Annotated in this window: 28 protein-coding genes and 2 tRNA genes; 13 read left to right on the top strand and 17 right to left on the bottom strand. The window is 61.7% G+C overall.

Annotated elements, in window-relative coordinates:
• Positions 1 to 54 precede the first annotated feature (54 nt).
• The 3 genes from Q0X18_RS01560 to Q0X18_RS01550 all read right to left on the bottom strand — a co-directional run bounded on the left by Q0X18_RS01560 (position 55) and on the right by Q0X18_RS01550 (position 2,632).
• Positions 55 to 1,137 (bottom strand): TRAP transporter substrate-binding protein, encoded by a 1,083-nt coding sequence (locus Q0X18_RS01560; RefSeq protein WP_297557630.1) that lies wholly within the window; start codon positions 1,135 to 1,137, stop codon positions 55 to 57.
• A 293-nt stretch (positions 1,138 to 1,430) separates the two neighbouring features.
• Complete coding sequence (locus Q0X18_RS01555) at positions 1,431 to 1,925, bottom strand: DUF4384 domain-containing protein (protein ID WP_297557628.1); 495 nt, start codon at positions 1,923 to 1,925, stop codon at positions 1,431 to 1,433.
• Between the two features lie 59 nt (positions 1,926 to 1,984).
• Entirely contained in the window at positions 1,985 to 2,632 is a 648-nt protein-coding gene (locus Q0X18_RS01550) for a ribonuclease HII (RefSeq protein ID WP_297557626.1), read from the bottom strand.
• Positions 2,633 to 2,864: 232 nt separating this feature from the next.
• Between Q0X18_RS01550 and Q0X18_RS01545 the strand changes: the two genes are divergently transcribed.
• Entirely contained in the window at positions 2,865 to 3,986 is a 1,122-nt protein-coding gene (locus tag Q0X18_RS01545; RefSeq protein WP_297557624.1) for a GGDEF domain-containing protein, read from the top strand.
• Positions 3,987 to 3,995: 9 nt separating this feature from the next.
• Positions 3,996 to 5,156 (top strand): MalY/PatB family protein, encoded by a 1,161-nt coding sequence (locus Q0X18_RS01540; RefSeq protein WP_297557620.1) that lies wholly within the window; start codon positions 3,996 to 3,998, stop codon positions 5,154 to 5,156.
• 50 nt (positions 5,157 to 5,206) lie between these two features.
• Here the strand turns inward: Q0X18_RS01540 and Q0X18_RS01535 are convergent, their stop codons facing one another.
• From Q0X18_RS01535 to ftsE, 3 genes are all read right to left on the bottom strand, one after another.
• Complete coding sequence (locus tag Q0X18_RS01535) at positions 5,207 to 5,791, bottom strand: ParA family protein (protein ID WP_297557618.1); 585 nt, start codon at positions 5,789 to 5,791, stop codon at positions 5,207 to 5,209.
• Between the two features lie 37 nt (positions 5,792 to 5,828).
• Positions 5,829 to 6,380 carry a ribosome hibernation-promoting factor, HPF/YfiA family gene (hpf, locus tag Q0X18_RS01530; protein ID WP_297557616.1) on the bottom strand — a complete coding sequence of 184 codons (552 nt, stop codon included), beginning with the start codon at positions 6,378 to 6,380 and terminating at the stop codon, positions 5,829 to 5,831.
• A 185-nt stretch (positions 6,381 to 6,565) separates the two neighbouring features.
• Positions 6,566 to 7,252, bottom strand: a complete 687-nt coding sequence (ftsE, locus tag Q0X18_RS01525) for a cell division ATP-binding protein FtsE (RefSeq protein ID WP_297557613.1) — start codon at positions 7,250 to 7,252, stop codon at positions 6,566 to 6,568.
• Between the two features lie 146 nt (positions 7,253 to 7,398).
• Between ftsE and Q0X18_RS01520 the strand changes: the two genes are divergently transcribed.
• Together Q0X18_RS01520 and Q0X18_RS01515 are read left to right on the top strand one after the other, a co-directional pair.
• Positions 7,399 to 8,715: a S41 family peptidase gene (locus tag Q0X18_RS01520; RefSeq protein WP_297562908.1), complete on the top strand. Its 1,317-nt coding sequence runs from the start codon at positions 7,399 to 7,401 to the stop codon at positions 8,713 to 8,715.
• 80 nt (positions 8,716 to 8,795) lie between these two features.
• Positions 8,796 to 9,539 carry an ABC transporter ATP-binding protein gene (locus tag Q0X18_RS01515; RefSeq protein ID WP_297562906.1) on the top strand — a complete coding sequence of 248 codons (744 nt, stop codon included), beginning with the start codon at positions 8,796 to 8,798 and terminating at the stop codon, positions 9,537 to 9,539.
• Here the strand turns inward: Q0X18_RS01515 and apaG are convergent.
• The 5 genes from apaG to Q0X18_RS01490 form a co-directional block, all read right to left on the bottom strand.
• Positions 9,536 to 9,928 carry a Co2+/Mg2+ efflux protein ApaG gene (gene apaG / locus Q0X18_RS01510; protein ID WP_297557611.1) on the bottom strand — a complete coding sequence of 131 codons (393 nt, stop codon included), beginning with the start codon at positions 9,926 to 9,928 and terminating at the stop codon, positions 9,536 to 9,538. The genes Q0X18_RS01515 and apaG overlap by 4 nt on opposite strands.
• Before the next feature lie 126 nt (positions 9,929 to 10,054).
• Complete coding sequence (locus Q0X18_RS01505; protein WP_297557608.1) at positions 10,055 to 11,212, bottom strand: class I SAM-dependent rRNA methyltransferase; 1,158 nt, start codon at positions 11,210 to 11,212, stop codon at positions 10,055 to 10,057.
• Between the two features lie 90 nt (positions 11,213 to 11,302).
• Positions 11,303 to 11,379: transfer RNA gene (locus Q0X18_RS01500), tRNA-Ile, on the bottom strand.
• A gap of 38 nt (positions 11,380 to 11,417) precedes the next feature.
• Positions 11,418 to 11,924, bottom strand: a complete 507-nt coding sequence (locus tag Q0X18_RS01495) for a DNA cytosine methyltransferase (RefSeq protein WP_297557605.1) — start codon at positions 11,922 to 11,924, stop codon at positions 11,418 to 11,420.
• Between the two features lie 186 nt (positions 11,925 to 12,110).
• Positions 12,111 to 13,085, bottom strand: coding sequence for an L-threonylcarbamoyladenylate synthase (locus tag Q0X18_RS01490; RefSeq protein ID WP_297557602.1), 975 nt, complete (start codon positions 13,083 to 13,085; stop codon positions 12,111 to 12,113).
• A 61-nt stretch (positions 13,086 to 13,146) separates the two neighbouring features.
• On the opposite strand from Q0X18_RS01490, the gene ftsY reads away from it, so the two are divergent.
• From ftsY to Q0X18_RS01475, 3 genes are read left to right on the top strand one after another with little or no spacing between them, the layout of a single operon-like run.
• A complete protein-coding gene (gene ftsY, locus Q0X18_RS01485) occupies positions 13,147 to 14,064 on the top strand; it encodes a signal recognition particle-docking protein FtsY (protein WP_297557600.1) in 918 nt (305 codons plus the stop codon).
• On the top strand, positions 14,061 to 14,708 hold the full coding sequence (locus Q0X18_RS01480) for a hypothetical protein (RefSeq protein WP_297557596.1): 648 nt from the start codon (positions 14,061 to 14,063) through the stop codon (positions 14,706 to 14,708). The genes ftsY and Q0X18_RS01480 overlap by 4 nt, the downstream gene beginning before the upstream one ends.
• Positions 14,709 to 14,713: 5 nt before the next feature.
• Positions 14,714 to 15,139, top strand: a complete 426-nt coding sequence (locus Q0X18_RS01475) for a disulfide bond formation protein B (protein WP_297557593.1) — start codon at positions 14,714 to 14,716, stop codon at positions 15,137 to 15,139.
• Between the two features lie 134 nt (positions 15,140 to 15,273).
• Here the strand turns inward: Q0X18_RS01475 and Q0X18_RS01470 are convergent, their stop codons facing one another.
• Both Q0X18_RS01470 and Q0X18_RS01465 read right to left on the bottom strand, forming a co-directional pair.
• Positions 15,274 to 15,750 carry a hypothetical protein gene (locus tag Q0X18_RS01470; protein ID WP_297557591.1) on the bottom strand — a complete coding sequence of 159 codons (477 nt, stop codon included), beginning with the start codon at positions 15,748 to 15,750 and terminating at the stop codon, positions 15,274 to 15,276.
• The gene (locus Q0X18_RS01465; protein WP_297557588.1) at positions 15,740 to 16,651 is read right to left on the bottom strand and encodes a 2-hydroxyacid dehydrogenase; all 912 of its coding nucleotides are present in this window, start codon (positions 16,649 to 16,651) and stop codon (positions 15,740 to 15,742) included. The genes Q0X18_RS01470 and Q0X18_RS01465 overlap by 11 nt, the downstream gene beginning before the upstream one ends.
• Positions 16,652 to 16,708: 57 nt before the next feature.
• Here Q0X18_RS01465 and fni point away from each other — a divergent pair, with 57 nt between their 5' ends.
• A complete protein-coding gene (fni, locus tag Q0X18_RS01460; protein WP_297557585.1) occupies positions 16,709 to 17,731 on the top strand; it encodes a type 2 isopentenyl-diphosphate Delta-isomerase in 1,023 nt (340 codons plus the stop codon).
• A 36-nt stretch (positions 17,732 to 17,767) separates the two neighbouring features.
• On the opposite strand, the gene Q0X18_RS01455 is transcribed toward fni, so the two are convergent.
• Positions 17,768 to 17,844: transfer RNA gene (locus Q0X18_RS01455), tRNA-Met, on the bottom strand.
• 168 nt (positions 17,845 to 18,012) lie between these two features.
• On the opposite strand from Q0X18_RS01455, the gene Q0X18_RS01450 reads away from it, so the two are divergent.
• The 4 genes from Q0X18_RS01450 (at position 18,013) to Q0X18_RS01435 (ending at position 21,204) form a co-directional block, all read left to right on the top strand.
• Positions 18,013 to 19,455, top strand: a complete 1,443-nt coding sequence (locus Q0X18_RS01450; protein WP_297557582.1) for a tetratricopeptide repeat protein — start codon at positions 18,013 to 18,015, stop codon at positions 19,453 to 19,455.
• Between the two features lie 243 nt (positions 19,456 to 19,698).
• Positions 19,699 to 20,310 (top strand): SPOR domain-containing protein, encoded by a 612-nt coding sequence (locus tag Q0X18_RS01445; RefSeq protein ID WP_297557580.1) that lies wholly within the window; start codon positions 19,699 to 19,701, stop codon positions 20,308 to 20,310.
• Between the two features lie 25 nt (positions 20,311 to 20,335).
• On the top strand, positions 20,336 to 20,977 hold the full coding sequence (locus tag Q0X18_RS01440; protein WP_297557578.1) for a redox-sensing transcriptional repressor Rex: 642 nt from the start codon (positions 20,336 to 20,338) through the stop codon (positions 20,975 to 20,977).
• Complete coding sequence (locus Q0X18_RS01435) at positions 20,974 to 21,204, top strand: hypothetical protein (protein WP_297557577.1); 231 nt, start codon at positions 20,974 to 20,976, stop codon at positions 21,202 to 21,204. Before Q0X18_RS01440 ends, Q0X18_RS01435 begins: the two co-directional genes overlap by 4 nt.
• On the opposite strand, the gene Q0X18_RS01430 is transcribed toward Q0X18_RS01435, so the two are convergent.
• Positions 21,197 to 22,003 carry an IS5 family transposase gene (locus Q0X18_RS01430; RefSeq protein WP_119342530.1) on the bottom strand — a complete coding sequence of 269 codons (807 nt, stop codon included), beginning with the start codon at positions 22,001 to 22,003 and terminating at the stop codon, positions 21,197 to 21,199. The two genes, Q0X18_RS01435 and Q0X18_RS01430, sit on opposite strands and share 8 nt — an antisense overlap.
• 296 nt (positions 22,004 to 22,299) lie before the next feature.
• On the opposite strand from Q0X18_RS01430, the gene Q0X18_RS01425 reads away from it, so the two are divergent.
• Positions 22,300 to 23,259: a polyprenyl synthetase family protein gene (locus tag Q0X18_RS01425; protein WP_297557574.1), complete on the top strand. Its 960-nt coding sequence runs from the start codon at positions 22,300 to 22,302 to the stop codon at positions 23,257 to 23,259.
• A gap of 13 nt (positions 23,260 to 23,272) precedes the next feature.
• Here the strand turns inward: Q0X18_RS01425 and Q0X18_RS01420 are convergent, their stop codons facing one another.
• A complete protein-coding gene (locus Q0X18_RS01420; protein ID WP_297557572.1) occupies positions 23,273 to 23,836 on the bottom strand; it encodes a GNAT family N-acetyltransferase in 564 nt (187 codons plus the stop codon).
• 72 nt (positions 23,837 to 23,908) lie between these two features.
• Positions 23,909 to 25,186 carry a Glu/Leu/Phe/Val dehydrogenase gene (locus Q0X18_RS01415; protein ID WP_297557561.1) on the bottom strand — a complete coding sequence of 426 codons (1,278 nt, stop codon included), beginning with the start codon at positions 25,184 to 25,186 and terminating at the stop codon, positions 23,909 to 23,911.
• Positions 25,187 to 25,195 lie beyond the last annotated feature (9 nt).

The following is a 25,195-nucleotide window of genomic DNA, read 5'->3' as shown; positions in this document are numbered from 1 at the left end:
TGGCTACAAAAATTCCCCTACAGTGCCACTGTAGGGGATTTGAAGAGGCCAAGGTTAGCGCAAAGTACGGGTAAAGTCGTCGTAGCGGAACTCGTTGAGCGCGAACCAGCGCCGAATCTCGTCGCGGAATTTCTTCCAGTTTTCGTAGATGCCGCGGTAAGTGGCGTCTTTGGCTGCAATTTCCTCGTACAAAGCGGTGGATTCTTTGTTGGCCGCCTGCAGCACGCTGGAAGGGTAGGGCCTGAGCTGGGTACCGGCCCGCTGCAAGCGTGCCAGCGCCGGGGCGTTTTTGGCATCGTACTCGGCCAGGGTTCGCTCGTTGGCTTCGGCGCAGGCCGCCTTGATAATCTCCTGGTACTCCTTGGGCAGGCTTTTCCAGCGATCCAGGTTAACCAGAGCAGAAACCGTGGAGCCGGGCTCCCACCAGCCGGGGTAGTAGTAGAAGCGGGCAGCTTTGTTCAGGCCTAGTTTTTCGTCGTCGTAGGGGCCCACCCACTCGGCCCCGTCAATGGCCCCACGGTCGAGCGCCAGGAAGATCTCACCCCCCGGCAGGGTTTGCACCGTAACCCCCAGGCGGGCCATGACCTGTCCGCCCAGCCCTGGGATACGGAAGCGCAGTCCTTTGAGGTCTTCCGGGCCTTTGATCTCCTTGCGGAACCAGCCCCCCATCTGCACCCCGGTGTTACCCGCCGGGAAGGTAATGGCGTTGAAGTCGGCGGCCACCCGTTGCATGGCCTGCAACCCACCGCCAAAGTAGAGCCAGGCATTCTGCTGACGGGGGTTCAGGCCAAAGGGTACCCCGGTGTCGAAGGCCAGCGAAGGGCTTTTACCTACATAGTAGTAGTTGGCGGTGTGGCCCATCTCGACGTTGCCAGCCTGTACCACGTCCAGCACCTGCAACCCAGGGGCGATTTCACCCGCCGGGTAGGGGGTAATCTCGAAACGCCCATCGGTCATCTCGGCCACCCGCTTGGCCACAATCTCGGCAGCGCCAAACAGGGTATCCAGCGAGCGAGGCCAGCTCGTGGCCATACGCCAGCGCAAACGCGGCAAGGTTTGGGCGTAAACCGGACCAAATACCGTGCTGGCCGCTACAGCACCAACCCCTGCTTTCTTCAAGAAGTCACGTCGCTTCATCGAATTCCTCCTCAGCAAAAAAGCTACCTTTTTGCACGTTCGGTGCGAGGAGATTATATGTCAGCGCATTTGGGGTATCAATACTGCGTATATTGTTGGTACAAGACCCTCGAGCCTACCAGCTCTACACGCGAATGACCTATAGAGGAAATCGCAGTAAAGCGCCACGCACTTGCCACACCTGATAGGTTCCGGCTCAGTCGGAATCGCGCAAGCGACTTGGTCTGAGGCGCGTTCGAGGATCGCTTCGGTTGCTTTTGGAGATCGTGGAAAACCGCTTTGGTTTTGTGGCTTTAGTGAATGTAGAAGTATGTTTCGGCCACATCCTGCACTCTCGAGCCCGAGCGCTGAATGTAGATGGAGACCTGCTGATCCCAAAGCTCCAGGCTATATCTACCACGGAAAACAAACCCAGAGGGGTGCGGGGTATCGGTATAGATGGCCCGCACCCGCTGCAAGCCGAGGGGCGGGCGCACCTCGTAGCGGAACCCCGGCGGCCCCGAAAGCCTGTGGGTACCAGGGTTCAGATAAATCCGGTCGAACTCGTAGGTCACCCCGTCCGGGTCTATGCCAACCAATACCACGTAGCCTGGCCGGGTCAGGGTGATGATAAAGCTCACGCTATCCCCCACCCGGTAGCTAGCGGCCTGTCCTCGGTCGGGTTCAAAGCGGGTGATCACAGGGTTTAGCTCGATACCAAAGCGCAGCCCCACGGTGAGGCTAGAACGTGCAGGAAAGCAGCCGGAAAACAGTATGGCCAGTAAGGCAAGCAGCAGTTTTACACGCATAATCTTCTCGAGCGCATTTTACGCCAGGTTGGCTAGGGGCAATGCCGCCTTAAGAATTCCTAAAAAAGCCCGGCCTGAGCCACCGGCGCAAAGCTATGTCGATGCACCGCACAGGGACCCAGTCTCTCTAAAGCTTGCAGGTGCAGCGCAGTACCGTAGCCCTTGTGTTGGGCAAAACCATAGCCGGGGTACTGCTGCTCGAGCGCTTCCATATAGCGGTCTCGTGCTACTTTTGCCAGGATACTGGCTGCTGCCACGGTAGGGCTATGCTGATCGGCTTTAGGCGGACAGCGCAGCAGGTGCAACGAGTCGGGCCGGGATGGATTTTTACGCAAATACTGGCGCCACTCTCCCTCCAGGCGTAAATAGTCGGTAAGCAATGCTTCCGGAGGCACCTCGAGCTGCTCTAAAGCCCGCGCGGCGGCCAGATGGGTGGCCTTCAAGATGCCGAGTCGATCTATTTCGACCACCTCGGCCCAACCCACCCCCCAGGCCAAAGCCACCGCCCGAATTTGTGCTTCCAGGCGGTTACGCGCCTTAGGGGTAAGGATTTTGGAGTCGTAGAAGGGGTACTGGGCCTGGCCTTTCGGTGGGGGCAGGATCACTGCTGCGGCCACCACCGGCCCGGCCAATGCCCCGCGTCCGGCTTCGTCCACGCCAGCCACCCGCAGGCCCATCCTCCACCAGTCCGACTCCAACTTCAACATCTCGGATCAAAGCCTATCAAAAGCCCGCCAGGCTCGACCAGGGTGGGCAAAGGCCGCTAAACTGGGCTCGAGCCAACTGCTCGCCCCAAAGGGCGCCGTCCGGCCGGGAATGACATTTGTGCCCGGTGATAATTGGGCTAGCGTTCTTGTACGTTTCAAGAAACTTTCGTTGGTTGCGCTGAAATAAACTCAAAAACTCCAGTATTGGTGTTAGATTGACTAGAAAATTGTTATGCCGCCCCGCTACACGCCCGACCCATACGCCACCATTGAAGTTGCCGATCCCCTCGAGGGTCTGCGAGTCCGCATCAGCCTGTGGTTGCTGCCGCTCGGGGCCCTGGCTGCCCTGGCTGCCTGGGGACTCTCGGCAATAGCGGGTAAGCTGTCATTGCCCGATCAGTATTTGCTTCTGCCAATGGCCGCAGGGTTTATCTTGCTGGAAATCTACCTCTGGCGCAATCCACAGGGCATCCGGCGGGTCTGGCAAACTGCCCTCTTCATGATTGCAGCCTATGAAGTTTTCAGCCTTTTTTATGAAACAGGCTATAAGCTGCACCAGCGCGATGGAATTACTCCCGCCGCCCTGTGGTTTCCAATGGTCTATCTAATGGCCTTTAATCTGCTCAACCGAAGGCAGGCCCTGCGATTTTCGCTCATATACCTGGCTTCGGGGCTGCTGGCGGGGGGCGTTGGCTTGCTCATGAGCCCGTCTCTTAATGTGTCGTCTATCAATACCGCCCTACAGTTCACACTTTCCAATATCGCTTACCTGGCCTTGCTGTATATGTTTGCCTACCTGCGCCGACACTACGCTCAGATGCACCAGATGGCCCACACCGACGCCCTGACCAATCTAACCAACCGCCGGGCCATGCAGCAAAGACTGGAAGGCGAGCTGGATCGGGCTCGTCGCTACAACCGCCCATTTGCGCTCCTGCTGGCCGACATCGACCACTTCAAACAAGTAAACGACACCTACGGCCACTCGGTAGGCGACCAGGTCTTGCGGGAAGTGTCCAGTAGGCTGGCACAGCACCTGCGCGAGAGCGATAGTCTGGCCCGATGGGGCGGTGAAGAATTTCTAATCCTTGCTCCCGAGACCGACCTTCACCAAGCTCATCTGTTGGCACAACGCTTGCTCGAGGCCATCCGCGAAAATCCCATATCGGGTGTACCGGTTACGTTAAGCCTTGGGGTGGCTTGCTATCGCCAGGGTGACACCATCGCTGCCCTGCTAAGCCGCGCCGACGAGGCCATGTACCGGGCCAAGGCCAGCGGGCGTAACCGGGTCATGCTGGAAGAAGAAATGGAAGACATAATTATCCCTGCTCACCCCACCAAGCCGGAGCTATAAGCTATAGCCATGCAACTCGACGAGTTATCGCCCCGCACCCTGCGCGACCCCTACGGCTACAGCGGCAAATGGCACTTTTATCCCGAGGATGTACTGCCCATGTGGGTAGCCGACATGGACTTCCCCATCAGCCCGGCCATCGCCCAGGCTATTGTGGAACGGCTGCAGGAGCGGGTGGGCTACCCCCAGATGAAAGGGGATAAGCTGCTGCTGGAGCGCATTATTCAGCAGCAAAGCAGGTACGGCCTGGAAGGTCTTACCCCCGAAAACCTGCTGCTCACCACCTCCGTTGTGCCGGCCATCTACGCCAGCGTGCTGGCCCTGAGCAGCCCCGGCGATGAGGTGATTACCCAGGTGCCGGTCTATCATCCCTTTCTTAACGCGCTCAGTGAGCATCATCGCGTGGCCCGGTACAATCCGCTGCTACCCACCCCCAGCAGTTGGGAGATCGATTTTGAACAGCTCGAGCGCCTGGTAACCCCTCGCACCCGGCTGTTGCTGCTGTGCAACCCCCAGAACCCCACCGGGCGGGTCTTCCGGCGCGACGAGCTAGAACAGCTGGCTGAATTCGCTCTGCGCCACCGCCTGTGGGTGATGTCCGACGAACTCTGGGCCGACCTGATTTACGAGGGCCAGCACATCCCCATTGCCTCTTTAAGCCCCGAGATTGCCCAGCGCACCGTGACCCTCACCGGGCCTTGTAAGTCGTACAACACTGCCGGGCTGGGCGGCGGGGTAGCCATCAGCCACAACAAGCAGATCTTGAGCGCCATGGCCCAGGTCAGCAAAGGCCTTGGGGGCCACCCCAACGTGCTCGCCATGGCTGCCTGGCGAGCCGCGCTCGAGCACGCCCAGGACTGGCTACAGGAGGTGCGGGCCTACCTGAAAGGCAACCGCGACTTCATCACCCAGTTCATGCAGCAGCACCTACCCCAGGTGGGCTACCGGCCCCCGCAAGGCACCTACCTGGCCTGGCTCGACTTCTCCAAAACCCCTTTTGCCCAGGAGATTCATAGGGTCATGCTCGAGCGGGCCAAAGTGGGTCTCAACGACGGCAAGATGTTCGGGCCACAGTACCAGGGCTGGCTGCGTCTAAACTTTGCGACCAGCCGCCAGCTCGTACAAGAAGCGCTCGAGCGGGTTGCGCGGGTAGTCCAGGCGGTAGATTAGCGATCGGACACCTTGAGCATCGGTGGTTCAGCGCCAACGATGAAGCTGCACTACCTTTTGAGCAGCTCTCGTCCCACCAGCACATACTCTTCCCAGGCCCGCGCAGCCCGTGGGTCTGGGACGTTTTGCACCAAAGTGCCTGCCAACACCGCCTTTTCGTAGGCCGCCCGGCGATGTATAACGTGTTTGAAGTGGGATATTTTTTGGGCCTTCAAGTAAGCAAGGGTGCGTACTCCGTCCAGTGAGGGAAAGGGTGGAACCAAGGTAACCAGGGCCTTCAAGGGCAGGCCCTCCAGAGCTTGCTCGAACTGCTCCAGGCTGACCAGGGAAAGCAGCCCCGGCGAGGTGGGAACGATCACCAGGTCAGCCTTGTTTGCATATTCGCGCAGCACCTTAGCTTTGGCATGCCCCGCCGTATCAATCACTACGTGCTCAAACCGCTTGGGCCGGGCCTCCTCCGGGCCGGCTACCTCAAAAGGCAGTCCGGGCCCCTGGCGGGCCCAGACCAGGGCACCTTCGGCAGGGTCAGCGTCAATCAGCAGCGTGGAGCCATGAAGCTGCAAAAACGCGGCGAGGTGTATGGCTGTGGTGGTTTTGCCCACCCCGCCTTTGAGCGACGTAACCAGAATGCGCATGCTGGCTGTATGCCCGCCACAGCGGGGTGGGGCCTGTTTAGGCGGTGGGCTCGATTAGGCCGTAATTGCCATCACGGCGCCGATAAATCACGTTGATTTGATCGGTATCGGAGTTGCGGAACACGAAGAAGTCGTGCCCCAGGGCTTCCATCTCGAAAGCAGCATCTTCTGGGGTCATGGGCTTCATGTGAAAGCGTTTGGTGCGCACGATGCGAGGTTCGGCCTCTTCTTCAGCCTCGGTCTGGGCGCTCCCGGCCAGCACTGCCTCTGGCACTGCGTGACGCTCGCGCTGGAAGTGACGCTCCTTGTAGCGCTTGAGCTGGTACTCGAGGCGGTCAATCGAGCGATCTATAGCCGCGTACATATCAGGATCGGACTCCTCTACGCGTACAATACCCCCCGGCACATTGACCTGAATCTCCGCCTTGGCCTTACGCTCGATGCGTGCCCCCTGGGCCATCGAGAGCACAACTTTGGCTTCAACGTTGTTATCGAAGTAGCGGTCTAGGCGGGCCATCTTCTTATCCAGGTAGTTCTTGAGGGCCTCAGTAATCTCAATTTGACGACCAACCAGCTTGTAGACGTTCATTTTGCCCTCCAATCGCGTTCCGAGTTAGATTTCCAGGCTGGGTTTCGAGGTATAGCGAAGGCCACTCGGAACCTCCACTTTTTTGGGATTCCCGAAACACTGCTTTAGGCTTTCAAAATGCCCTCGAGCCTGGTATCTAAATACTACCATTGCCGGATGAGGGATATTTGTCCAAGCCCACACCCTCAGGCCAGGCTGTACTTGCCCTCCCGCTCATCGCGCACCAGTTGCCCTGCCTTGAGCACAACCACCCGCTGGGGATAGGCTTCTACCAGATCGCGGGAGTGGGTTGCCATCAGCACGGTGGCCCCTCGAGCGTGCACCGATTTGAATATCTCCAGCACCGCCAGCGCATTGGCCGGGTCGAGGTTACCCGTGGGTTCGTCGGCCAGGAGTACCTGGGGGTCGCCCACCAACGCCCTGGCAATGGCGACCCGCTGGGCCTCCCCTACCGAGAGTTCTTCGGGATAGGCCCGCTTTTTATGCACAATCCCCACCTGCCTGAGCACGCGGGTCACGCGGGTATCCCACTCGTTCCGGGGCACCCCCAGCACATGCAGGGCAAACAGCAGGTTTTCCTCGACGGTTCTATCCTTCAATAGCCGGTGATCCTGGAACACCACTCCAATCCGGCGACGGTGCAGGGCAATGCGGTCACCATGGAGTGCTTTGAGGTTTTCTCCAGCAAAATAAACCGCTCCCGAGGTGGGCTCGAGGCGCTTCAGAATCAGGTTGAGCAGGCTGGATTTACCCGCACCGGAATGCCCTACCAGAAAAACAAACTCGCCTTTTTTTATTTCCAAGTTCAGGTCGAAGAGGGCCTTGGTCTGGGTACGGGGGTACTCGAGCGTAACCCGGTGAAAGTGGATCATCGGTACTCAGGGTACTACGAGCGCGGGCATCAGGCGTTAAAAAAGCCAGACCGCTCCTGTTTCTTGATACTCCGCCTTTTTGTCCCTTAGTGAACACTTCGCTCTCATTCATTGCCGCTAAACTGGGGTCTTAGGTGAACGAAACCATGAAGCGCAGAGCCTGGATAATTGTGGTGGGTGGTATTCTGGCCGCCCTGGTCTATGCCCAGCTTTCAGGGGGGGTCGCCGAGTCCTTCAACCGCAACCCCTACGGACAAGCCCTGATTCAAACCTATCAACTTTTGCAAACCCAGTATCTAACTCGCCTCGAGCCCGACCAGCTCAACCGTGTGCTCGAGGGCGGCATACGGGGCATGCTGGGCGCACTAGACGACGAGTTTACCAGCTACTCCCCGCCCCAACGGGCCAACCTGCGCAACCAGGATATCCAGGGTGAGTTCTTTGGCATTGGCGCGACCCTGGCCCCCAACGAAAACGGGGGTGGCGCACGGGTGCAGGGGGTTATCCGGGGTCTGCCGGCCTTCAATGCCGGCATCCGGGCCGGGGATATCATCGTCGAGGTCAACGGTCAGGACGTTACCAAGCTCGATCTGAACGAAATTGTGGCCCAGATTCGGGGGCCGCAAAACACCAAGGTCACCATCGGCATCCGCCGGGAAGGCACCAATGCCATCCTGCGCTTCGAGATGATCCGGCAGCGGGTGGAGATTATCTCGGTCTCCAAGACCATCCTGCCCGGCAACGTGGGGTACGTGGCACTGGAAACCTTCGGCAATGTGCGGGTCATCGAGCAGCTCAATGCGGCCCTGAACGAGATGAAGCAGCGGGGTGTGCAAAAGCTGGTCTTCGACCTGCGCGACAACGGCGGCGGTCTGCTGGATCAGGGCTGCCAGGTGGCACGGGCCTTTATCCGCGAGGGGCCTATCGTATACACCCGCACCCGCAACGAGACCCGGCTCTACTGCGAGGCCAACGGCCAGGTCACCTGGAGCGGGCCCATGGTGGTGCTGATCAACGGCAACTCGGCCTCGGCTTCGGAGATTGTGGCGGGGGCCATGCAGGACACCGGGCGGGCCAAGGTGATCGGCGAGACTTCCTTTGGCAAGGGTGTGGGGCAGAACGTGATTGACCTGGCCAACGGCGGCGACCTGACCCTGGTCACCTTCGAGTGGCTCACCCCCAAGCGCCGGGGTATCAACAAAGAAGGCATCAAGCCCGACATCGAGGTCAAGGACACCCGCTTTGAGGTGCCGGTGGCCTTCGAGGGCACCGGGGCCAAGCCCGGCGAGACCGTGACCATCACCATTGGCGGCCAGACCTTTACCACCAAGGCCGACGCTCAGGGCAAGTTCAACTTCAGCCAGCCCCGGCCCGCGGTCAACCTGCCTGCCGAGCGCGGCCAGGCTGAGGTAGACCTGAACAAAGATGCCATCCTGCGGCGAGCCTTGGAAGAGCTAAGGTAAACCCGCCCCCGGGCCGAAAGCCTAAGAGCAGGTTTTGCACCCTTGCCAGAGGCTTTCGGCCTTAGGCTTTAATCGTGGCGATGATTCGGCTGGAAGACCTCAGCAAACGATATGGCCGGTTTGAGGCCCTGAACGGCCTGAGCCTGGAAGTGCACCCCGGCGAGACCCTGGCCCTGCTCGGGCCCAACGGCGCGGGCAAAAGCACCGCCATAAAGGCGCTGGTGGGGTTGCTGCGACCCAGCCGGGGCCGGGCACTGGTAAACGGGGTGGACGTGTGGAAAGACCCGGTGCGGGCCAAGGCCCAGTTCGGCTACGTACCCGACCGGCCCTACCTGTATGGCAAGCTGTCGGGCCTCGAGCTCCTGCGCTTCGCCGCCGGCGTCTACCGCCTTCCAAGGCCCAAAGCCGAGGCCCGCATCGAGGAACTGCTGGTGCAGTTCCGCCTCGACCGCTTTGCTTCGTCGCTGATCGAGACCTACTCGCATGGTATGCGGCAAAAGCTCTCGCTCGCCATGAGCCTTCTGCACGCTCCCCAAGCCCTCATTCTGGACGAGCCGATGGTGGGGCTCGACCCCCACGCCACCCGACTGGTCAAGGACTTGTTGCGCGAATACTCCAAGGACGGACGGGCGGTGCTCTACGCCACCCACCAGCTCCACCTGGCCGAGCAGGTCGCCGACCGGGTGGCTCTGGTGCACCGAGGGCGTCTGCTGGCACTGGGCTCTCCCAAGCAGCTCCTGCACCAGCACGGCTCGAGCGACCTCGAGGAGTTCTTCTTACGCCTCACCGAAGACGCCAGCGAGTCCGCCAGCGTACTGGCCTAGTTGAGGGTGCGGTGGGCGTCCGGCAGGCGCAGGGCAAAGGCTGGGATCTCCACGCGAAACAGTTCACCCAGCATGTTCTGAAAGGTATAAAAACCCCACATTAGGCCTGGAGGTTGGGCTATGGGGCAGAAGCTGTTGTATTTGTAAAGCTGCCCCGGCTCGAGGATGGGCTTTTCACCTACCACCCCTTCACCCTCTACGTGCGCCAGCCCTCCCTGGGCGTCCTGAATGAACCATTCCCGGCGCAAGAGCTGCACGGTTTCGTAGCCCCGGTTTTCCAGGGTGATGAAATAGACAAACACCTGCTGCCCAGGCCTCGAGTGTGCCTGGGCGTAAACCACCTCTACCTCCACATGGATGACGTTTCGGATGGGCAGGCTCGCCGACACTTTATGAGCATAACCCCTCTCCTGTAAATCCGGATGTTAGGGGCGGTACTCCCACTGGAGCGGGAAGAGACTTCAAGAGCAGCACCTCCAGCCCTACATTGGGATTAACGCACTAAACCGTCCGAACTAAAGGGGGTCGTCCTGAAAAACGACCGTTTTCAGGTACAGCGATTCCGGCACATGCAGGCTCCAGGGGTGGTCGGGCGGGTTGTAGTGGACGGCGTGCACCCGCAGGCGGCGGCCTTCATCGGCAGCAGCCCGGCGGGTCACCTCGAGCAGCGCGTCCACCCCCAGGTAGTAGGCGCAGCTCGAGAGCCACAGCCAGCCTTCCCGATCCAACAGCCGAAGGGCCGGCCGCAACAAATCCACCAGCAGTCGCTTGACCCTGGGCAGTTCATCGGGCTTCTTAACCAGGGTGGGGGGGTCGAGCAAGACGTGCTGAAAGGGCGGGGTTCTGCCTCGAGCCAGATCGTCCAGCACCGCTAGCGCATCCCCCTGGCGGATATCCACCCGCAAGCCCTGCATCGAGGCGGCCCGATCCAGCACAGCCAAAGCGTCGAGGTCTTTATCCACCGCCAGTGCATAGGCCCCTTTTCGGGCTGCACGCAGCGCAAAAGCTCCCACATAGCTGTAAACGTCCAGCACCCGCTCACCGGGCCCCACCATCTGCTCGAGCCGCCGGCGGTTCTCCCGCTGGTCGAGGTAGTAACCGGTTTTCTGGGCCAGGGCCAGGGGAATCTGGAAGATCAGGCCATCTTCCTGAACTTCCAGCACCGGCGGCACTTCGCCGTACAGCACACCCACCTGCTCCGGGAGTCCTTCCTGGCGGCGGCTGTCCACGTCGGAGCGTTCGTAAATGCTGGCTGGCTGCAAGGCTTCGATCAGGGCCGGTAGCCAGTGCACCCGCAGGGCTTCCATGGCCCGGTTGCGCACCTGCACCACCAGCACACCACCAAAACGATCCACCACCAGCCCCGGCAGCCCATCGGCCTCGGCGTGCACCAGGCGGTGAAAGGGGTCTAGCCGGGCCCGCTTTTTCTGGGCCCGCTCGAAGCGCTGCAGGAAAAATCTTTTGTCGAGCGGCCCCTCGTCGAAGCGGTAGACCCGCACCGCCACCCGGCTTTGGGGGTCGTAATACCCCACCCCCAAAAAACCCTCTTCTTCGGAATAAACCTGCACAACCCCGGCCTGTTCTGGCACCGAAGCCAGTTCGTCGGCAAACAGGCCCGGATAAAAGTTGCGCACTTTTTTGCCTTTGCCCGCTTTAACAATTACCCGGTTCACCTGCGCCCTCAAATCGCTTCTTACTTTTTCGACAAACTCAGGAGCCTGCCCGGCAAATCAAGGCCAGCAGGCGTAGTAGCCTTGAAAAAATGGTGGGCCGTGCAGGACTTGAACCCGCGACCTGGCGATTATGAGTCGCTTGCTCTGACCAACTGAGCTAACGGCCCCCAAGCAGGGTCTAGTCTAGCGGGTTTAGTCAATTTGCTCAACGCGGAGGGGGCGGATGCCTGTCCTGGCCGGTTATCTGGTCTTCCAGCTCACCAATGTATGCAGCCAGGGTGTTACCGGCCCTTTCGATATCCTCGCGTAGCTCGTGCTCGACCCGATCTATCCGCTCTACGATGGCTTGTAGCTTGGCCTCGAGCCCCGTCGGGCTTTGAGCATTGATGCCTGCCAGTTCGCCCTCGAGCCACTTTTTCAGCTCCGAGAAGCGGCTGGCCTCGGCCTCATCGGCCAGCTTGCGAGCGGCCAGCAGCTCGCGGGCATACCGCTTGACCTCGAGCAAGGCGGCGGTCTCGAGGCCCACCGTGTACATGAAGTAGACGGCCACCAGTACCGCCATGATGGTAAGCATCACGATGCCAAATGGCGCGGTAACCTGGGTGAAGATAAGCGAGAGTGTTTTCTCCTCACTGAAGACGGCCCAGTTGCGCCAAGCAAAAACCGCCATCAAGACGATTAAGACCAACAGAAAGACATTTCGCCCTCGCATTTTTAGCCTCACATGATTATATCTCTAGCGCAGGCCTCACAAAGACAATTTTCAATAAATACCTTGGTGAAGCCTGGCAAGCCCCCCTTACGCTCGGCAAAGAAAGCGTCTTTTTTCGGGTGGTATTGCGCTCCGCGTGCGCAGATCGCTTCAGTCGGCGTATCCAATCCTCCAGCGTGAGCCTATTCATGTAGGCAGGGTGGGGTTCAGGGGTTTTGTGGAGGCCCGCCGCAGTCTATCCATAATGGCCCTTCCCAGCCCCACTTCCGGTATCGGCTCGGCGTAGATCGCCTCCAGTCCCAATCGATCGAGCTGGTGCAGGGCTTCAAATAGATGGGCGGCGGCTTCCAGCAAATTGCCGGTAGGGGACAAAACCTTTACCACCTTAAACCCTTTGGGCACCTCCCGGAAAGCCAGGTAGCCCGCCCGCTTGCGCTGGGGCGGCGGGATATCCTCTGGGGCAGCAATACGGATGGGCGTGTGGGGCGCATAGTGCTGGGGCAACTGCCCCGGTACCAGGGGCTTTTCGCGCTCCTCAACCTGCAGCGCCACCTCCCCCACCACCTGCTCGAGCGCCTCCAAAGCCACCGCGCCGTAACGGAGCACAACCGGCTTTTCGGCCAACAAGACAATGGTGGACTCTACTCCAAACTCGGTTCTTCCCCCATCCAGGATCAGATCTACCCGCTCCCCCAGCATCCGCTCGACGTGCTCGGCCCGGGTGGGGCTCAGGTAGCCGAAGGGATTGGCGCTGGGCGCGGCCACCGGCACCCCTGCCTGCCGGATGAGCGCCTGGGCCACCGGGTGAGCCGGCATACGCACAGCTACCGTGGGTAGACCCGCGGTAACGATCTCTGGGACTAACTCCGACTTGGGCAGCACCAGGGTCAGGGGGCCCGGCCAGAAACGCGCGATAAGCTGTTCGGCCAGGGCAGGCACCTCCCGCACCACGCGCTGCAACATCTCGCGATCCGAGACGTGCACGATCAGTGGGTCAAAGCTGGGGCGCTCTTTCGCCTCAAAAATTTTGGCCACAGCCATGGCATCCAGGGCATTGGCCCCCAGGCCATAGACGGTCTCGGTGGGAAAGGCCACCAGCCCCCCATTGCGGATAATCTGGGCGGCGCGCTCGAGGTTTTCGGGGGTAGGCGGTACAACCATAGCAACCTGCACATCATAGCAGAGTCCCTTGTCGCCAAAACAAAAGGGTAGACTTAGTACCATGAGTTGGCTGCAACGCCTCAAAGAGGGTCTGAGCAAAACCCGCGACAACCTGGTCAAAGCCATCCCCTGGAGCGAAAACCCCGAGGCGGTCTTGGAGGAACTCGAGTTCGCCCTGATTGCCGCTGATGTGGGCGTGGAGGCCACCCAGGAAGTTCTGGAGGAGGTACGCCAGTCGGGCAAAAAAGACCTGCGCGAGGCGCTAAAACAGGCCCTCACGGTGCAGCTCGAGCCCGACCGCTTCCGGGCCAAAATCCGCAAGGCGGGCTTCAACCCCAACGCCAAAAAGTCCACCGTGGAGCCCGCCGGCAAGGTGATTCTGATGGTGGGGGTTAATGGGGTGGGCAAGACCACCACCATCGCCAAACTGGGGCAGTACTACCAGAGCAAGGGCAAAAGCGTGATGTTCTGTGCCGGCGATACCTTCCGCGCTGCGGGCGGGGCCCAGCTCGGGCTGTGGGGGGAGCGGCTGGGCATCCCGGTGATTCAGGGCCCCGAAGGCTCCGACCCCGCCGCGCTGGCCTTCGACGCGGCCTCGGCCCGCAAGGCCCGGGGCCTGGATCTGCTGCTGGTAGACACCGCCGGGCGGCTGCACACCAAGCACAACCTGATGGAGGAGCTGGCTAAAGTCAAGCGCTCCATCGCCAAGGCCGACCCCGGCGAGCCCGGCGAGGTCTGGCTGGTGCTGGACGCCGTCACGGGGCAGAACGGCCTCGAGCAGGCCAAAAAATTCCACCAGACCGTGGGCCTGACCGGGGTGATCGTGACCAAGCTGGACGGCACCGCCAAGGGGGGGGTGCTGGTGCCCATCGTGCGCGAGCTGGGCGTGCCCATCAAGTTTATCGGGGTGGGCGAGAAAGCCGACGACCTGCAACCCTTCGACGCAGGCGAGTTTGTGGAGGCCCTGCTGGGCGCATGACCCCCCACGACCTGTACCCCCTGTACCGTCCGCTGGCCTCGGCAGCCCACTCCGGGGAGGTTGCGGGTATCCCCTATCTGCTCCAGCCCAGCTTTCCCCTGCTGCTCGCCAACACCGCCTTTGGCTACCTCGAGGCTGCTCGAGAGGAGCTCGAGGCCCGCTTCCGGGCTGTTGGAGCGCCCCCGGCCTTTACCGTACTCGAGGGCTCCGAAACCTCGAGGCTGCTGGATCTGGGCTACCGGGCCACGGCTGCGTTCGAGCTCTGCCAGTCCGAGCCCAGCCCCCGCGCCTACTGGACTGAGCAGGTGCCCTGGTCGGAGGCCTGGTCCATCGCCCGCCTGCTCACCGAGGCCTACCAGGCCCCCCAGTGGCGCTTTCCCTTCGCTGAACGGGTGGGCCGGCTGCTGCAAGACCCCCACAGCCTGGCTTTTGTGGCCTACCTGTACGGCGACGCCGCGGGCGCCATCCTCACCCATCAGGACACCGGCCTCCTGGCAGGGGTGGTTCCCGCGCGGCTGGGAAACGGGGTGGGCGCGGCCCTGATAGGACGCATCCATCCCCGGCCCTTCGTGCGGCTGGCCGGAACCGAGGCCGAGCTGCCTGGCCGCGTCCTAAGCCACTTCATACGCTACGCCTTAGAATGAGCCAGATGCAGACCCAATCCACCCCGCTCGACAGAAACGCGCTCTTGCTGGCCTTCGCCTGGCTGGTGGCGCTGGTCGCCACCCTGGGCAGCCTCTACTACTCGGAGGTGCGCAACTTTATCCCCTGTACCCTGTGCTGGTACCAGCGCATCGCCATGTACCCGCTGGTATTAATCCTGGGCATCGCCACCTGGCGCAACGACGTTCATATCCGCCCCTATGCCCTCACCCTGTCGCTGGTGGGCCTGTTCTGGAGCAGCTACCACCTTCTGGAGCTATGGGTGCCCGGCCTGGCCCCCAACGTCTGTAAAGGCCCCATTCCCTGCAACGTGGAGTACATCCCCAGCTTCCCCATTCCGCTACAGGCCGGTATCGCTTTCTTGCTCATCTCGCTGGCGCTGTTTTTGCTGCGCCCCACCCGGCGTTCGTAGCGGCTAGGCTCTTTTACACGCATTTCGGCAGTATCGTTCCCTTCGGCAAGCCTAAACGATACTACCGAAATGCTTTTCTACTCCCTTCGGTCGGCTTGAATCCTTCACCTCTGCTGCGTCCAACGGTGAAGGATTCAAGCGGAAACGGTATTACGCACCCAGTAGGTCACCCAGAGGGTGCAGAACAGGGCCACGCCCAAGGGCAGGGCGATGGTAAGCGCCAGGGTGGGGTCAAAGAGCGCAAAAAGCGCGCCAACGCCCATCAGGATGAGGGCAGCAAAAGCAAAGGCTCGGTGTCCGGAGAGCTCGAGGCGCCCCATCAGCGATCCTTTTCTCTCGGCCGTGTTCTGGCGCAGGGCTCTGGTCAGGCCCAGCATGGCGTACCAGGCCAAAGCCAGCATGACCGAGATCACCAGCAGCGCATCGCGCCAGGAGCCCACGCTCTGCACCAGCAGCACGTAGAGCAGTTGGGTGGCCAGCGTGAGGCCCAGGTGGATGCGGCTTTGCAGGCGGTTCTGGGCCGGGCTCAGGCTCACCTCCGCCGAGACCCACAGGGCCATGGCCCAGGCCAGGAGCGCAAACACCAGGGCCAGCAAAAGGTCAATAGCCATCGGTCACCACGTTGAGCAGGGGCTCACCCCGCAGGTAGCGCGCCACCTGCTCCCGCACCAGCCGGAAGCCCCGCTCGAACAGCTTGGGGGTGGAGCCGGCGATGTGGGGGGTGAGAAACACCTCCGGCAGCGACCACAGCGGGTGCCCTTCGGGCAGGGGCTCGGGGGTGGTCACATCGGTGACCAGTCGCACCTGCCGGGCCCGGATGGCCTCCACCAGGGCCTCCTGGTCTACGGTTTTGCCGCGCCCTGCGTTCACAAACAGCGCCCCCGGCTTCATCTGGGCAAACTGGGCCGCCCCCACGAGCTTATCGGTCTGCGGCGTGTAGGGCAGCAGGTTCACGATCACATCGGCCTTTGGAAGCAGCTCGGGCAGGTCGGCCCAGGTGTGCACCCCCGCGCGGGCCGTGCGGGCCACGCGCAGGAACGAGACCCCGAAGGGAACTAGGCGCTCTTCGGTGGCTCTGGCGATGGAGCCATAGCCCAGGAACAGCACCGTGGAACCCTCGAGGTCGTCCACCCAGCGGTAGGCCCAGCGCTGCTCGTGCTGGGCGTCGCGGAACTCGGGAAAGCGCTTGATAGCACTTAGAATGGCCCCCACAATCCACTCCGAGACCGGGATATCGTGCACGCCCGCAGCATCGCACAACACCAGACCGGGGGGCAGGTGGGGCAGAATCCAGTCCACCCCGGCGGTGAGGGTCTGCACCACCTTGAGCTTTTTCAGGTTGGGAAGCTCGGCAAAAAAACGCCGGGCCCCGCCATAGGGGGCCACCGCGAACTCGGCCGCAAGGGCCTTCTCCGACAGAGGCCCCTCCTTGGGCAAAAAAGCGATCTCTACTCCTTCCGGGAAGCCCTGCAACAACCGGGAGTCCACCGCTTCGGGAACCAGTACGATCATCAAGGGTTACTATATCGCGCCGGGGGCCTCCCCAAAGCCTGTACAATCAGCCTAGCCGTGAGCAATGCGACCGATATTCAAACCCGCAAGCGCAAGCACCTGGAGGTCTGCCTCCAGGAACCCGTGGAGTACGCCCGGCTCACCACCGGGTTTGAACGCTACCGCCTGCGCTACCAGGCGCTGCCCGAGCTGGCATTGGAGGAAGTAGACCTCACCACCCGGTTTCTGGGCAAAACCCTGCAAGCCCCCTTCCTGATCGGGGCCATGACCGGCGGCGAGGCCCACGGGGGGCGCATCAACCGGGCCCTGGCCCAGGCCGCCGAACAACTGGGGGTGGGCATGATGCTGGGCAGCCAGCGGGTGATGCTCGAGCGCCCCCAGGCCCGCAGCAGCTTCCAGGTGCGCGAGGTAGCCCCCAGCACCCTGCTGGTGGGCAACCTGGGGCTGGTGCAGCTCAACAAGGGGTACGGCCTGGCGCAGCTTCAGCAGGCGGTCGAGCTGGTACAGGCCGACGCCCTCGCCCTGCACATCAACCCCCTGCAAGAAGCCCTGCAGGCAGGGGGTGATACCGACTTCAGGGGCCTCTTGCATAAGCTGCGGGGCCTGCTGCCCCAGCTCCCCTTTCCGGTGGTGCTCAAGGAAGTGGGCCACGGCATCGGGCGGGAAATTGCCCAGCAACTGGCCCCCCTGCCTTTTGCCGCGCTGGACGTGGCCGGCGCCGGCGGTACAAGCTGGGCCCGGGTGGAGGAGCTGGTTCACCACGGGCGCATCCTGCACCCCGAGCTGGTGGAGGTGGGCATCCCCACGGCGCAGGCCCTGGTGGAGTGCCGGAGCGTGCTGCCCCACCAACCCCTCATCGCCTCGGGGGGCATCCGCAGCGGCACCGAGGCCGCCAAAGCCCTGGCCCTGGGTGCGCAGGTGGTGGCAGTGGCCCGCCCGCTGCTGGAACCGGCCCTGCAGGGCCCCGAGGCGGTGGTGACATGGATAAAAAACTTCCTGCACGAACTGCGGGTCGCCCTGTTTGCCATCGGGGCCCGCACCCCCGCCGAAGCCCTGGGCCGTATCGAACAAGTGCAATAAAAAAAGCCCCCAGTTGCCAGGGGGCTTCGTAGGTTTTGGTTGCGGGGATAGGATTTGAACCTATGACCTTCGGGTTATGAGCCCGACGAGCTACCAGACTGCTCCACCCCGCGTCGGCGGCTGCATGTGACAGCTTTTACATATTAGCCGGGCGGGCCGGTTTGGTCAAGATGCCCGGTGGGCGGATGATTGAAAGGCTTGACAAGTGCATTTGCCGCTTGTGACCCTTCTTCACGTGCTACAATGGGCCGCAAGATGAGGTTTAACTTGAAGGAGACGCTATGAAACAACTTTTGTACGCGGCGCTTCTATTTCTCACGCTGGGCTGGGCGCAGCAAAGCCAGCCTGCACCCGCGGTAGCACAGACCCTGCAACAGGCCCAGGCCGCCCTCGAGGCCGGGCGCCTCAACGAGGCCGTGCAGGGCTTTGAAGCCGTAATTGCCCGCGATTTCTCCAACTACAGCGCGCATTTTGGGCTGGGGCTGGCCCTATACCGCCTGGGTGACCTGCGGGGGGCAGCTTTCGAGTTTACCCAGCTCACCGTTCTTGACCCCAACCGCTTCGAGGGCTGGTTCAACCTGGGGGTGGTACGCGACCGCCAGGGCCAGGCCGGCGAGGCTGCCCAGGTGTTCGCCAAAGCAATTGAGGTAGGCGAGAAGGCCGGTCTGGGCGCCAATGACCTTAAACCGGCCTATCTGGGCCAGGTTAAGGCCCTGCGCACCCAGGGGCAGCACGAGGCCGCCGCCGCTGCCGCCCGTAAAGGCCTGGAAAAAGCACCCGGCGACGCCGAGCTCACCTCGTTGCTGGCCGATAGCCTGGTCAAGGCCAACAAGCCGCTCGAGGCCCTGCCGGTGCTGTATCAAATTCTGGCCAACGACCCCGCCAACGTTCAGGCCGTCTCGCAAATTGCCGATATCTACATTGCCCAGGGGCTGCCCCTGCGGGCCCTGCGCGAGATTGACCGGGGGCTGGAAGCCGCCAAAGACAACGCTGCGCGGGCGCAGTTGCTGCTCAAGAAATCCACCCTGCAGCAGGGCCGCGAACAGCAGGCCACCCTGCAAGAAGCCGTCCGCCTTGACCCCAAGCTGTGGGCGGCCCACTACAACCTGGGCGTAGCCCGTCTGCGCGATGGCAACGCCAGGGGCGCTTTGGAGGCCTTTCAGAACGCCTACGCTCAGAACCCCGACGAGCCCAAGGTGCTGCTGGGTCTGGCCACCGCCCACGACCGCTTAGGTCAGGCTGCCGAGGCAGGTCGCTTTGCCGCAATGGCCGCCAGGGCCAGCCAGGGCGCCGATAGGCTCGAGGCCCTGTTCCTGCAGGGCAAGTCTTCGTATGCCCTCCGTCGCTACAACGAGGCCGTCGAGATGCTCTCGCAGGTAGTCCAGCAAAAACCCGACAACGCCGAAGCCTGGTTCCTCCTGGGGGTCTCGCAGTTCAACCTGAAGGACTATGCCGCCGCCGCCGAATCGCTGGAGAAGGCCCAGGCCCTGGCCCCCAGCGCCTCTACGGCTGCCAACCTAGGCGCAGCCCTCTACTCTGCTGGCAAATACTCCGATGCCGAGCGGGTACTTTCGCAGGCTGTAGCCCTGGATGGTCGCAATGCGGTGGCCTGGTACAACCTGGGCCTCACCCTGCGCTCCCTGGGCCGGGTGGCCGAGGCCCGGCGGGCCTGGCAACGCTCCGCCGATCTGGGCTATGCCCCAGCTCGAGACTTATTGCGGTAGATTGGTGGCATGGGTTGGATTCGAGCAAACTGGCTGGATGCGCTGATTTTTCTTTTGGTTGCAGCCATTATGGCAGGCGTGGTGTTTTTTCTGCTGGGAATTAATCCCTTTAGTGGACCGCAAGGGAACCCCACGCCTCCACAGACCGTTGCCCCTCTGGCGCCGCAACAGACTCAACCGCCCGCTCCACAGCCGAACCCCCCAACCCCGTCTCAGCCCAAACCCCAAACAGAGCCCGAGACCGTGGTTACGCTACTACCCATTCCGCAAGCGCCCACCGCTCCAGTGGCACCCAGCAAACCCGTTCCGGCTCCCCCCAAAGTAGCGGAGAAGAAAACCCCTAGCCCGCAGCCAGAAGCAACGGCTACACCCAAAGCCGAGCGACCCAGCTTAGCTGCCGACCCCGAGGGAGGTTGGCGGGTAATGGTGGGCTCGTTTAGCAACCGCGAAAACGCCGAGCGCCTGGCCGCAACGTTACGGGGGCAAGGGTACCCGGTGGGCCTCGAGGCTGCTGGTAACCTTACCCGGGTCTGGGTAGGCCCCTACAACAGCCAGGATCGGGCCCGTGCCATTGCCAGCACCCTCAGTCAGTATCAGCCCCAAGTAGGTCGGGTTCCGGCTGCCGCACCCACCCCCGAAGTCTCTCCCAGAGCTAGTCGTTACCTTCAAGTTGGAGCTTTCCGCAATGCTCAAAGCGCCCAGGCAGCTATAGAAGCTGTGCAGCAGGCTGGCTATCCGGTGGTGCTGGTGGAGGAAGGTGGCCTGGTTAAGGTACGGGTCGGCCCCTTCGAGGATACCGCCGCGGCGGCAGCCGATTTGCGGGCTCGAGGCCTCGAGGTTCTGGAGGTTCGCTAAATGCACCAAATAGGAGTAGTGTTTTATGGCTAAAGTACCCAGCGCGGCCATCTCTCGCCTGGTCACTTACCTGCGGATTTTGGAAGACCTCGAGGCCCGTGGGATCAATCGCACCTCCTCCGAACAACTGGCTGAGGAAGCTCAGGTTACCGCCTTTCAGGTACGCAAAGACCTTTCGTACTTCGGAAGTTACGGCACGCGGGGGGTGGGCTACACGGTGCAGGTTTTGCGCCGGGAACTCCGGCAAATTCTGGGCCTGAATCGCCGTTGGGGGCTCTGCATTGTGGGCATGGGCCGTTTGGGGCAGGCCATCGCCGACTACCCTGGCTTTAGCGAGATTTTCGAGCTGAAGGGCTTGTTTGACCGCGACCCCTCCAAAGTTACCACCACCTTCCGGGGCTTGCAGGTCGAAAGCATGGATAACCTGCCACGGGCCGTCGCTGAAAGGCGCATAGATTTCGGCCTTTTGGCAGTTCCTGCAGATTCGGCCCAAGCCGTGGCCGATCGTCTGGTAGAGTCTGGTATCAAAGGTATCCTGAACTTTGCTCCAGCAGTTCTGGAAGTGCCTAAAGAGGTGGCGGTGGAGAACGTAGATTTTCTGGCCGGACTGAGTCGGCTGTCGTTCTTCGTCTTAAACCCCAAATGGAGAGAGGAGATGATCGGATGAAAAAGTTTATCGCACTGGTGATAGCGACTTTTGCACTGGCTGGCTGCAGTAATTTTGTAACCGACTTTGGGATTCCCACGGTGCGCTTCCACCCGGTATCGTTTGGGCCCGCTGCGGGTGGCTACCAGGTCTCATTTGAGGTGCAGCCCATACCCGGCAGTCCGTCCGCCTACGTTACCCGCATCTACGTCAACGGCACGCCCGCCCAGCTAGAGCCTGCTAACTAGCTGTTCGTAAAAGCTCCACAGTTTTCGCTGTCATCAGAATCGAAAAAGCCAACCAGTGCCAACCTCGCAAGGTCTCAGCCAGCCGCTCATAGTCTCGCGCCAGCCTGCGAAACCGGGATGTCCAGGCAAACGAACGTTCCACCACCCAACGCTTCGGCAGCAGCACGAATCCTCGTTTGGCCCCTTCCACCTTGACCACACACAGGGCGATGCCTTCCGCCTCTGCCGCTTGTGCCGCTTCCTCCCCAGTGTAACCCTGATCCACAAAGGCCACTTCCACCTGCTCCCCCGTCACTTCCTGCACCTGTTGACTGAGGGCTCCCACCTGGGCCCGTTCCTGTTCACTGGCCGCCGTTACTACCAGGGCCAGCAGATGCCCCAGGGTATCTACCGCCAGGTGAACTTTGCTTCCCTTGCGTCGTTTGTACCCATCGTATCCGGCCCGCTCCCCACTTTGCGGGGTGGACTGTAGGGTGCGAGCATCGTAGATGGCAGCGCTGGGATGGGCGGCTTTGCCCTGGAGCATTCGCAGGGTCATGCGCAGGTCGTGTACCAGGTCTTCGAAGACCCCCCGGTTCATCCAGCGGTAGGCTTGCGCCTGAACGATATGGGGGGGTGGGAAGTCGTGGGGCAGGTAGTCCCACTGAGCACCGGTTCGAACCATCCAGCGCAGGGCGTTGAACACTTCGCGCAGGTCGTACTTGCGCTGGGGTGCTTCCAGCGGGGCGAGGGTCAAATAGGGCAGCACCAGAGCCCATTCCTCATCACGGACGTCCGATGGGTAAGCACGGCGGTTCATGCTCTAAACATAACTGCAGTGCCTGATTTGGGTAAGGTGGTTTGTAGATTCTAACTGGGTTTGGTGTAGCCGAGTGCCTGCCTCCAACCACCGCCGATGCCTGCCCTAAACTAGCCCAAACGCTTACCTTTTCCGCCAACCCAGGCACCCTGGAAATCACCGGCTACCAGGCCCAGAGCCTGAACGGCACCGTGCGCGATATTACGCTACCTGCTCCAGTACTCATTAATCCGTAAACAACTTAAGCTTGGGTAGGCCGGTTTTTTCTGCTCTGTTTCCAAGCTATAATCGCTTAGATGAGCATCAAGGACTTTACCCCCGACCTATCCATCTTGCTAGAAGCTTTTGAGCTGCGCCTGCGCGAGGTGGTGCGCTCGGAGGTGGAGTTCGTCCAGCTCATCGAAGAAGACCTGGTCACCGCGGGGGGCAAGCGGGTGCGCCCCCGGCTGGTTTTTTTGGCCAGCAATGCCCTGGGGGGCGTGCCAAACGCCATGGAGCTGGCCCTGGCGGTGGAGCTTTTGCACTCGGCCTCGCTCCTGCACGACGACCTCGTAGACGACGCCGAGACCCGGCGCGGCAAGGAGGCCGCCTTTCGCAAATACGGCAACGCGGTCTCGGTGCTCTCGGGCGACTACCTGCTCTCGAGGCTGATGGCTTTGTTGGCCCAGACCGGGCATATGGAGCTGGTGGCTATGTTCGCCGAGACCGCCCGGCAGCTCTCCGAGGCCGAGGTGTTGCAGTTTCAGGTGGCCGCCCTGCACGACTATTCGCTGGAGAACTACGAGCGGATTATTGACGGCAAAACCGCCTCGGTGATGCGGGTGGCCTGCGAGGGGGCTGCGGTGCTGGGGGATGCGCCCCCGGCACAGCGCGAGGCCCTGGCCCGTTTTGGCTCGTTCTACGGTCAGGCCTTTCAGATGCGCGACGACTACCTGGACTTGATGGGCACAGCCGAGGTGCTGGGCAAGCCCGCCGGCGGGGATGTGCGCGAGGGCAAGGTAACCCTCATCACCCTGCGGCTTCTGGAAGCCTACCCCGAAGAGGTCGGGGCCATCTTCAAGCGCCGGGCCGCTGAACCGGGGGATATCGCCCGTTTGCAGGAGCTGGCAGTGCTTTCGGGAGCCGACCTCGAGGTCACCGAGGCCATCGCTGCCCGGGTGGAGCAAGCCGTCGCAGCCCTCCATGGGCTGCCGCATTCGATCTACCGCGACGAACTAGAAAGCCTGGCGAAGCGTGAGCTGGTGCGGGTGAATTAGGTGGGCCACAACCTCAAACACCCTCCCAGTCTTCTTTGGTAATTTCCATCGGCACAAATTCGGCCTTGGGCGCCAGGCCGAAATTAAAGCGCGGTGTTGGAGCAGGAGGGGTCGCTATATGGCGGAAACCTGCTTTTTCAAAGGCACGCTGGGCCCGAAGGTTGTGTTTGTAGGTGCGCAGCTTGACCTTTTGCAGCCGAAGGGTGAGGAAAGCATACTCCAGCACCGCCTTGACCGCATCGGTGCCATAGCCCTGGCCCCAGCGGTTCTTGGCTCCTATCAGGATGCCAAGCGTGGCCTCGCTGTGGTTCATCTCGTAGAGCTCCACGGTACCCAACCACTCGCCGTTCTCGTCCAGGATGCCAAACCCTACCCGATCACCCCGGCTAACCTCGCCCATCACCACCCGCTTAAAAAGCCATAACGGCATTCTGAGTGGACGGCTCCCGTTCCACTCGGCAATTTCCGGGTCACGGAAGCATTCATAAAACCGCCGCCACTCGGTTTCAGTGAGGGCTTCGGTAAAGGGTTTGAGGGTTACCTTTCCATGACGAGGCCAGGTGTTGCTGAGCGTCACATATTTAGCATACGCCAAGGGGATAGGGCCTTGGGTTATTCAGCCTACGCCACACCTGACCGGGGTTTGACCTTACGGATACAGACCCAGCAGCGAGCGGGCCTCGAGCACCCGTGTGGCGGCTACAATGTAGGCCGCAGTGCGCAGGGTGACTTTTTTGTCCTGCGCTACCTGCCAAACTGCCTCGAAGGACTGGCGCATGAGGCGCTCGAGCCGGGCGTTGATCTCGTCTTCCGTCCAGAAGAAGCTGTTGAAATCCTGCACCCACTCGAAGTAGCTCACCGTTACGCCACCGGCATTGGCGATCACATCGGGTATCACCAGAATCCCGCGCTCGGCCAGGATATCGTCGGCGGCGGGGGTGGTGGGACCGTTGGCGCCCTCGGCCACAATTTTGCACTGCACCTTCCAGGCGTTGGCCTCGGTGATTTGTTTTTCCAGGGCAGCCGGAACCAGGAACTCACAGGGGGTGGTGAGCACCTCGGCGGCCGGAATGGGCTCGGCTTTGGGGTAGCCCTTCACGCCACCCATCTGCCGAACGTAGGCGGTGAGGTCGTAGGGATCGATGCCGCCATCGTTACGAATACCGCCGGTGACATCCGAGACCGCCACAATTCTGGCCCCGTGGTCGTGGAAGATGCGGGCGGCGGCGTTGCCCACGTTGCCGAAGCCCTGCACCGCAACCCGGCTACCCGCCACGGGCAGCCCGATTTTTTCTGCAGCGGCAGCAGCGGTCACAAACACCCCGCGCCCGGTGGCATCCTGCCGCCCCAGTGAGCCACCCACCGCAATAGGTTTGCCAGTAACCACCCCCGGCGCGGTGCGGCCCACGTTCATGGAGTAGGTATCCATCATCCAGGCCATCTCACGAGCCCCGGTGCCCATATCGGGGGCGGGGATGTCCTTGTCCGGGCCAATGATGATGCCAATCTCGGAGGTGTAGCGCCGGGTCAGGCGCTCGATCTCGCCAGGGCTGAGTTTGCGGGGGTCTACCCGGATGCCGCCCTTACCGCCCCCGTAGGGCAGCCCCACCGCGGCGTTTTTGATGGTCATCCAGGCCGAGAGGGCCATCACCTCGGAAAGGGTGACGTCCTGGTGATAGCGGATACCGCCTTTGGCCGGGCCGCGGAAGGTGTTGTGGTGAACCCGGTAGCCTTCGAAGTGGGCTACCGAGCCGTCGTCCATCTGGACGGGCACGTCGACAATCAGGATGCGTTTGGGTCGTTTGAGGTCTTCGACCCAGAAAGCCAGTTTGCCCAGGTAGGGGGTGACGCGATCCACCTGGGCCAGATAGATTTCCCAGGGGCCGATATTGTCGCTGCAAAGATAGGAAAGGGGTTCAGATTTCATGCGTTCCTC

Origin of the sequence: Meiothermus sp., assembly GCF_026004075.1 — a bacterium.
Classification (GTDB): Bacteria; Deinococcota; Deinococci; order Deinococcales; family Thermaceae; genus Meiothermus.
Note: the sequence above shows the minus strand (reverse complement) of the source record. Positions and strands in the feature narration are given on the sequence as shown.